Below are 6,826 nucleotides of genomic sequence, written 5' to 3' on the forward strand. Positions count from 1 at the left end.
GGGTCGTCGTGTCGCCTTCGGGGCTCGCGCCGCAGCCAAAGGCATGGAGTGCCACCAGCAGCGCGCTGGACGTGAAGACAAATCGGTTCCGCATCGGGCAGGGGGTTTTCCGTGCTCGGGGGCCCTCGAGACGGGCAGCGGCCGCGACGCCTTCGCCGGCGGCCCCGTCACCCACGCTCCAAGCCTCCGGGCTCTCGTGCCACGGGAGGTTCGGGCGCTCGGCTGGTCTCAATGGCCCGGTGAAAGCGTTCTCCAGCCGGGGTCATTGAAAACCATGGCGGAAATGAACACTTCCCCTGGCGACAAGGGCCTCAAGAGCCCCCGACCGTCCGGCCCCCCTTCCCCGGCGGGACGCCTGCTCCTGGGTGATACTTCTGTTTTCCCTAAGTATCGCGTCCGGATTCTCTATTTGCCGAAGATTGCCGACGCTCCTATTTGAGAGGGGTTGGCTCCCCGTGCCTTCCCCAGGTGAACTCGTTGGAATCCTTCCAAACCATCGGCAGCCCCCTCATGTGGGGTGGCTTCATCGCGTTTGTTTTCGCGATGCTCGCGCTGGACCTCGGTGTGTTCCACCGCAAGGCGCACACGGTGAGCTTCAAGGAGGCCGGGGCCTGGAGCGCGGTGTGGGTGAGCCTGTCGCTGGCGTTCAACGCCTTCCTGTGGTGGCGCTACGGCGCCGGGCCGGGCATGGAGTTCCTCACCGGCTACCTCATCGAGAAGTCGCTCTCCGTCGACAACATCTTCGTCTTCGTCGTCATCTTCTCCACGATGAAGGTCCCGGCCCTCTACCAGCACCGGGTCCTCTTCTGGGGCATCCTGAGCGCGCTGGTGCTGCGCGCGGCGATGATCTTCGCGGGCGTGGCGATGCTGGAGCGCTTCCACTGGCTCATCTACGTCTTCGGCGCCTTCCTCATCATCACGGGCGTGAAGCTCTTCATCCAGCGCAACCATGAAGAGCACCCGGAGGACGGCTGGCTGATGCGCACCGCCCGCCGCGTCATCCCCTCCACGCCGCACTTCCACGGGCAGCACTTCGTCACGGTGGAGAACGGCCGCAAGCTGGCGACGCCGCTGCTCATGGCGCTGATGCTGGTGGAGGCGTCCGACGTGCTCTTCGCGCTGGACTCCATCCCCGCCATCTTCGCGGTGACGCGCGACCCGTTCATCGTCTTCACGTCGAACATCTTCGCCATCCTGGGCCTGCGCTCGCTCTTCTTCCTGATGGCCGGCGCGATGGAGAAGTTCACCTACCTGAAGGTCGGCCTGTCCGGCGTGCTCGTCTTCGTGGGCGCGAAGATGGCGCTGGTGGACGTGGTGCACCTGTCCCCGGCCGTCTCCCTGGGCGTCATCGCGCTGGTGCTGGGCGGAAGCATCGTGGCCTCGCTGGTGAAGGCCAAGAACACGCCGCCGCACGCGCCCAACGCTGAGGCGTCTTCGGATGTGAGCCGCGACGCGGCGGCCACCGCGAAGAGCTGACGCTCCCGCGGAACCAACATTTTTCCGGCTGTGGGTCCCATGGGGTGTGGGGCTCCGGGCCCGGGCCCTCGAAGCGCATGGGGGCTCGGGCCTCTTTTTTCAGTGGCCCCGCGACAGCTCCATGAACTCCAGCCAGGAGCGGATGGCGTCCTCGAACTCCTCCAGGGGCAGGTCCTGGGAGCGGCCGGGGATGGCCACCTCACTGTGGATGGAGGCCCGGGCCCGGTTGAGCTCCAGGCTCCAGGTCTCCCCGGTGACGTCCCACCGCTCCCGCTGTCCCTGCCGCAGCGCCGTCAGCTCGCGCAGCATCCCCTGCGCCCGGTTCGCATCCGGCCGCAGCTCCTGGGCGAGGTAGTCCGCCAGCACGTCGTCGGGCGGCAGGCCACTCACGACCGCCCGTCCCTGCTGATCCCACGTGAATCGCAATGTCCTGGGCACGGCCAGGAAGGTCGCACAGTCCGCGGATCCCCGGCCACGCCCCGACCCTGCCGATTGCGCCGGAACCCGACACTGCGGCCCGGCCGCGTGCGGCAGCCAACGGGCGCCTCCGCCCGGCGAACAGCGACTGTCAGGAGCTGGAAAAGCGAAAGGCCGTGAGCCCCTGAGGACTCACGGCCTTTCTGAGTGGGCGCGGCAGGTTTCGAACCTGCGACCCCTGCCGTGTGAAGGCAGTGCTCTACCGCTGAGCTACGCGCCCTGCTGTCTGTGCCGCCCGCCGCGCCACCGCTGCGCAACGGACGCGGCGGTAAATGCCATTCGTGCGCGTGGGTGTCAACGCCTTTTCTAGGAGGATTCTTCCGCGAGCGCTTCCAGCTTCTCGTCCAGCTCGCGCAGGCGGCGCTTGAGGCCCGCGAGCTGCTTCCCCACGGCCTTGAAGTCGCCCTTCGGCGCGAAGTGCAGGGCCTTCATGACCTCTTCCTGTCCGCGGTCCAGGGCCTGCTTTCCGCGCTGGACCCGGCCAATGGCCTGGGCCACGGCCATGGCGCGCTTCTCGTCGGCCATGAGCTTCTCCATGGCCATGCTGGACAGTCCCAGCGCCTGCTTCTTCAAGTCGTCGCGGATGCCCATGGGTGTCCTCTGGCCTCAGGGGCCGTCGGGGAACTCGGTCTTCAGCGCGGCGAAGACGCGGTCGGCGATGCCCTTGTAGCGCATGCGTTCGATGAGCGGCTGCAGGTCCCCCCGCATGGAGATGCGGCGCTTGAGCACCGCCTCCACCGGATCCAACGTGCCCAGCAGCAGCTGCTTCCAGACGGAGTACGGCGCGCGGGCCAGGTACACCGGCTCCAGCTCGTCCAGGTCGTCCGGATCCGACAGCACGCGGGCCCGCTTGATGTCGCAGTCCCCGGGCTCCACGTGGACGACGAAGGACTTGTCCAGCTTGCCCTTCTCCGCCTCGATGATGGCCCCGAAGTCGCCCTTCCATCCCTTGCCGGCGATGGCGCACTCCGGGTCTGCATTGGTGAGCCGGACGGCTTCGTCCAGCCATTCCTTCGACGGAAACTTCGGCATCGCGCCTCCCTACCCCCTACGGAAGATGCTCTTGATGCTGGAGAAGAGGCCGCGGTCATCGCTCGGCCCGCTGCTGCTCGACGGAGCAGCCGGCGTGTTGCGCGAGGCGACTTCCTGCAGGGCCTTCTTCAACTGCTCGGGCGTGTCGCGGGTGGCCAGATCCACCTTGCGCGACATGCCGCTCGCGTCCTCCACCTGCACCTGGAGGAGACACTCCTCGGTGAGGCGGAAGTCGATCTTCCGGCCCGCGGCGGCGGCCGGCACGCGGACGGTGCCCAGGTACTCGTTGTCCACCATCAGGTCGCTGTCTCCCTGATAGATGTCCAGCTCGATGAACTGCGCGCCCGGCTGCTGCGGCGGCGGCAGGCGGAAGCTCTTCACCATGGGGATCAGCGAGTTCTTCTCGATGATGCGCTTCACGCGGCCGTTGGGCATCGCGTAGCCAATGGGCATGGACAGCGCGTCCAGCAGCGTCACCGCGTCGATGCTGCCCAGCGAGTCGCCCAGGAGCGCGGCGCCCAGGGCCACGCACTCGTCCGGGTGCACGCCCTTGCGCGGGGCCTTGCCGAAGTGGGCCTGGATCTTCTGCTGCACCAGCGGCATGCGGCTCTGGCCGCCCACCAGGATGATCTCGTCGATCTCCGAGCGGCTGATGCCCTTCTCCGCGAGCACCCGGTCGCAGATGTCGAAGGTGCGGTCCACCAGGTCGCCGGTGAGGTTGTTGAGGTAGTCGCGGGTCAGCGGGATGCGCAGATCCAGCGGCTTGCCCTTGCGCTCTTCGATGTAGGGCAGGTCGATGACGACGTTCGGGATGAGCGTCAGGTCGATCTTCGCCGCCTCGGCGGCGTTCTTGATGCGCTGGAGGGCGATGGGGCTCTCGGTCAGGTCGACCTTGGTCTCGTCGCGGAAGCGCTCCAGCACGTACTCCATGATGCGGTTGTCGAAGTCCGCGCCGCCCAGGAAGGAGTCGCCGCCGGTCGCCAGCACCTCGAAGACGTTGCCGGCCAGGTGCAGCACGCTGACGTCGAAGGTGCCGCCGCCCAGGTCATAGACGAGGACCTTCTGATCCAGCCCCCGGTTGAAGCCGTAGGCCAGCGCCGCGGCGGTGGGCTCGTTGACGATGCGCTTCACGTCGAAGCCGGCCAGCCGCCCGGCCTCCTTCACCGCGTTGCGCTGATTGTCGTTGTAGTAGGCGGGGACGGAGATGACGGCCGCGTCGATGGGGCCGCCCAGGAACTGCTCGGCGATGGTCTTCAGCTGGGACAGCACGAAGCTGGAGACCTGCGGCAGCGTGTAGAGCTTGCCGCCCATCGTGACGGCGGTGTCCCCATTGGGGTCCTCGACGATGTCGTAGGGGAAGTACCCCTTGAGGTCCTCCACCGCCTTCGAATGGTACTTGCGGCCGATCAGCCGCTTGGTGCCCCAGAGCGTGTTCTTGGGGTTGGTCACCATCTGGTCCTTGGCGACGCCGCCGACCAGCAGGTCGTTCTTGGCGGACAGCGCGACCACGGAGGGCAGGATGAGGTTGCCGCGGTCCGTGGGGACGATCTTCGGGATGCGGTTGCGCACGGATGCCACCAAGGTGTTGGTGGTGCCCAGGTCAATCCCGACGATGCGAGGTCTGTCCGCCATGAAGGTCAACGTGCACGGCTCAGGGGGAGGCCGCGCCCGTCCTCACTCTCTAGCACGTCGAGGCGTCGCGTGCGCGTTTCTAGGCGGACGCTTCCTCCCTGACTGTAGTTCTGGCCAGCCTGCCCACCAGGGGGGCTGATTTCGGGCCCGGCCTACAGCTCCCGGTCTGGATCCGGCCCCAGGTCGCGCAGGCGGATCGGCCCGTCGGGCTCCGGGGGCGGGTGCGTCTCACACACCGCGTCAGGGCCCACCGGCAGCTCGGCCAGGAAGCGGGACGGGGTGAGCAGCAGCCGCCCGTCCTCCCGGGGCAGTGAGGTGTGGGGGTACACGAGCCACAGCGCCTCCCGGGCCCGGGTGACGGCGACATAGAAGAGGCGGCGCTCCTCCTCCTCGTTCTCCAGGTCGCGCGTGGCGAGCGACAGGGGGAAGCGCCCGTCGGTGAGGCTCAGCACGAAGACGGTCCGCCACTCCAGCCCCTTGGCCTGATGGACCGTGGTGAGGGTGAGCACGTCGTCCGGGGCCTCGCCGTCGCCCTCCAGGGCGGCCCGAGCGGAGAACTCGGCCACCAGGGCGATGGCGGACAGGAACCGGGGCACGTCCTCGAAGCGGCCGGCGAACTCCTGGAGCTGGCGCAGGTCCTCCGCGCGGGGGTCCACCCCGTCCGGCGTGGCCGGGGGCTCGCGAGCCGCCAGCACCTCCGCGAGCAGCCCGCCGGGGCTCCGAGCCTCTCGGACGGACAGCGTGGTCATCAGGGTCTGGAAGCGCTGGAAGCCGGCCTTCGCCTTGCGCGGCACGTGGGCCTGGACGTCCGGGTGGGCCAGCGCGTCCGGGAGGGACAGCTCCGGAGGCAGCGCGGCCAGGGCGGTCCACAGGTGTTCCGTGCTGGCGGTGCCCACGCCGGAGAGCTTCCGCGCGAGCCGCTTGAAGGCCAGCTCGTCGTTCCGGTTGTGCGCCCATCGCAGGTGGGCGAGCGCGTCCTTGACGTGGGCCTGCTCGAAGAAGCGCACCCCGGAGCGCACGCGGAACGGCAGCCCGTGGCGCGTCAGCTCCAGTTGGAGCTCCAGCGAGTGCAGGTGGGCGCGGTAGAGCACCGCCATGGACTCCAGCCGCTGCCCCCGGGCGCGCAGCTCCAGGACGCGCTCGGCGACGAAGGCGGCCTGGGCCTTCACGTCGCGGGTGGGCACCACCTGGGGCACGGGACCGGGCGCGCCGTCGGACACGAGCGCCTTGGGGAACTGGCGGGTGTTGCGCTCGATGACGGCGTTGGCCAGCCGCAGCACCTGGGGCGTGGAGCGGTAGTTGCGCGTGAGCGGGTAGATGCCGCAGCCGGGGTAGCGCTGGGGGAAGTCGATGATGTTGGTGAACTCCGCGCCCCGGAAGCTGTAGATGGACTGACAGTCGTCGCCCACGACGGTGAGGTTCCGTCGCTCGCCCACGAGCAGGTCCACGAGGTCGCCCTGGAGGCGGTTCGTGTCCTGGTACTCGTCCACGAGCACGCCCTTGAAGCGCCCGGTGAGCTCCGCGCGGACGGACGGGTGGTCCTCCAAGAGCCGCTTCAGGTGGGCCAGCAGGTCGTCGTAGTCCATCAGGTGCAGCTGGGCCTTGCGCTGCTGGAAGCGGCGCGCGGTGGCGAACACCTCCGGGGCCACGGGCAGCATCTCCCTGCGCCGGTCCACCAGCACCTGCGACACGGGCTGCTGGAGGTTGGTGGCCAGGGAGACCAGGTCCAGCAGCGCGTCCGGACGCGGGAAGCGCTTGTCGCTTCTCAGCTTCCGCTCCGCCAGGCACGTGGCCATCAGGTCCCGCGCGTCCTCGCGGTCCAACACCGTGAAGCCGGTGGAGAAGCCGAGCGCCCCCGCGTGCTGGCGCAGGAGCACGTGCGCCGCGTGGTGGAAGGTGCCTCCGAGGAGACTGCCCACGTCCGCGAAGCCGCCGGCCAGCTCCTCCACGCGGCGGGTCATCTCGCGCGCGGCCTTGTTGGTGAACGTGAGGAGTAGCAGCGAGGACGGCGGGACGCCCCGCTCCAGCATGCGCGCCACGCGGTACGTGAGCGTGCGCGTCTTGCCGGAGCCCGCACCGGCAATCACGAGCACGGGCCCCTCCCCTGCTTCGACGGCCGCGCGCTGCTCGTCGTTGAGCGCGCCATCCAGGTCCAGACAGCGCGAGGGCGCTCCGGTGGGGACGGCGTGGATCAGCGGCAGGGGGGCGG

6 protein-coding genes and 1 tRNA gene are annotated in these 6,826 nt (G+C 68.9%); 1 reads left to right on the forward strand and 6 read right to left on the reverse strand.

The genetic code is table 11. The features are described from left to right. The first annotated feature begins 477 nt into the window (after positions 1–477). Positions 478–1,476, forward strand: a complete 999-nt coding sequence (locus D7V77_RS39100) for a TerC family protein (RefSeq protein WP_120581304.1) — start codon at positions 478–480, stop codon at positions 1,474–1,476. Between the two features lie 99 nt (positions 1,477–1,575). Here the strand turns inward: D7V77_RS39100 and D7V77_RS39105 are convergent, their stop codons facing one another. From D7V77_RS39105 to D7V77_RS39130, 6 genes are all read right to left on the reverse strand, one after another. Next, positions 1,576–1,866, reverse strand: a complete 291-nt coding sequence (locus tag D7V77_RS39105; RefSeq protein WP_169822488.1) for a hypothetical protein — start codon at positions 1,864–1,866, stop codon at positions 1,576–1,578. 235 nt (positions 1,867–2,101) lie between these two features. Continuing rightward, positions 2,102–2,173, reverse strand: a tRNA-Val gene (locus D7V77_RS39110). A gap of 86 nt (positions 2,174–2,259) precedes the next feature. After that, positions 2,260–2,544 (reverse strand): hypothetical protein, encoded by a 285-nt coding sequence (locus D7V77_RS39115; RefSeq protein ID WP_120581302.1) that lies wholly within the window; start codon positions 2,542–2,544, stop codon positions 2,260–2,262. Between the two features lie 15 nt (positions 2,545–2,559). After that, positions 2,560–2,985, reverse strand: coding sequence for a hypothetical protein (locus D7V77_RS39120; RefSeq protein ID WP_120581303.1), 426 nt, complete (start codon positions 2,983–2,985; stop codon positions 2,560–2,562). 9 nt (positions 2,986–2,994) lie between these two features. After that, entirely contained in the window at positions 2,995–4,617 is a 1,623-nt protein-coding gene (locus tag D7V77_RS39125) for an Hsp70 family protein (protein WP_120581305.1), read from the reverse strand. A 152-nt stretch (positions 4,618–4,769) separates the two neighbouring features. Then, positions 4,770–6,812 carry an ATP-dependent helicase gene (locus tag D7V77_RS39130; RefSeq protein ID WP_233597504.1) on the reverse strand — a complete coding sequence of 681 codons (2,043 nt, stop codon included), beginning with the start codon at positions 6,810–6,812 and terminating at the stop codon, positions 4,770–4,772. Positions 6,813–6,826: the final 14 nt, after the last annotated feature.

The organism is Corallococcus sp. CA041A (genome assembly GCF_003612075.1).
GTDB classification, from domain to species: domain Bacteria; phylum Myxococcota; class Myxococcia; order Myxococcales; family Myxococcaceae; genus Corallococcus; species Corallococcus exiguus.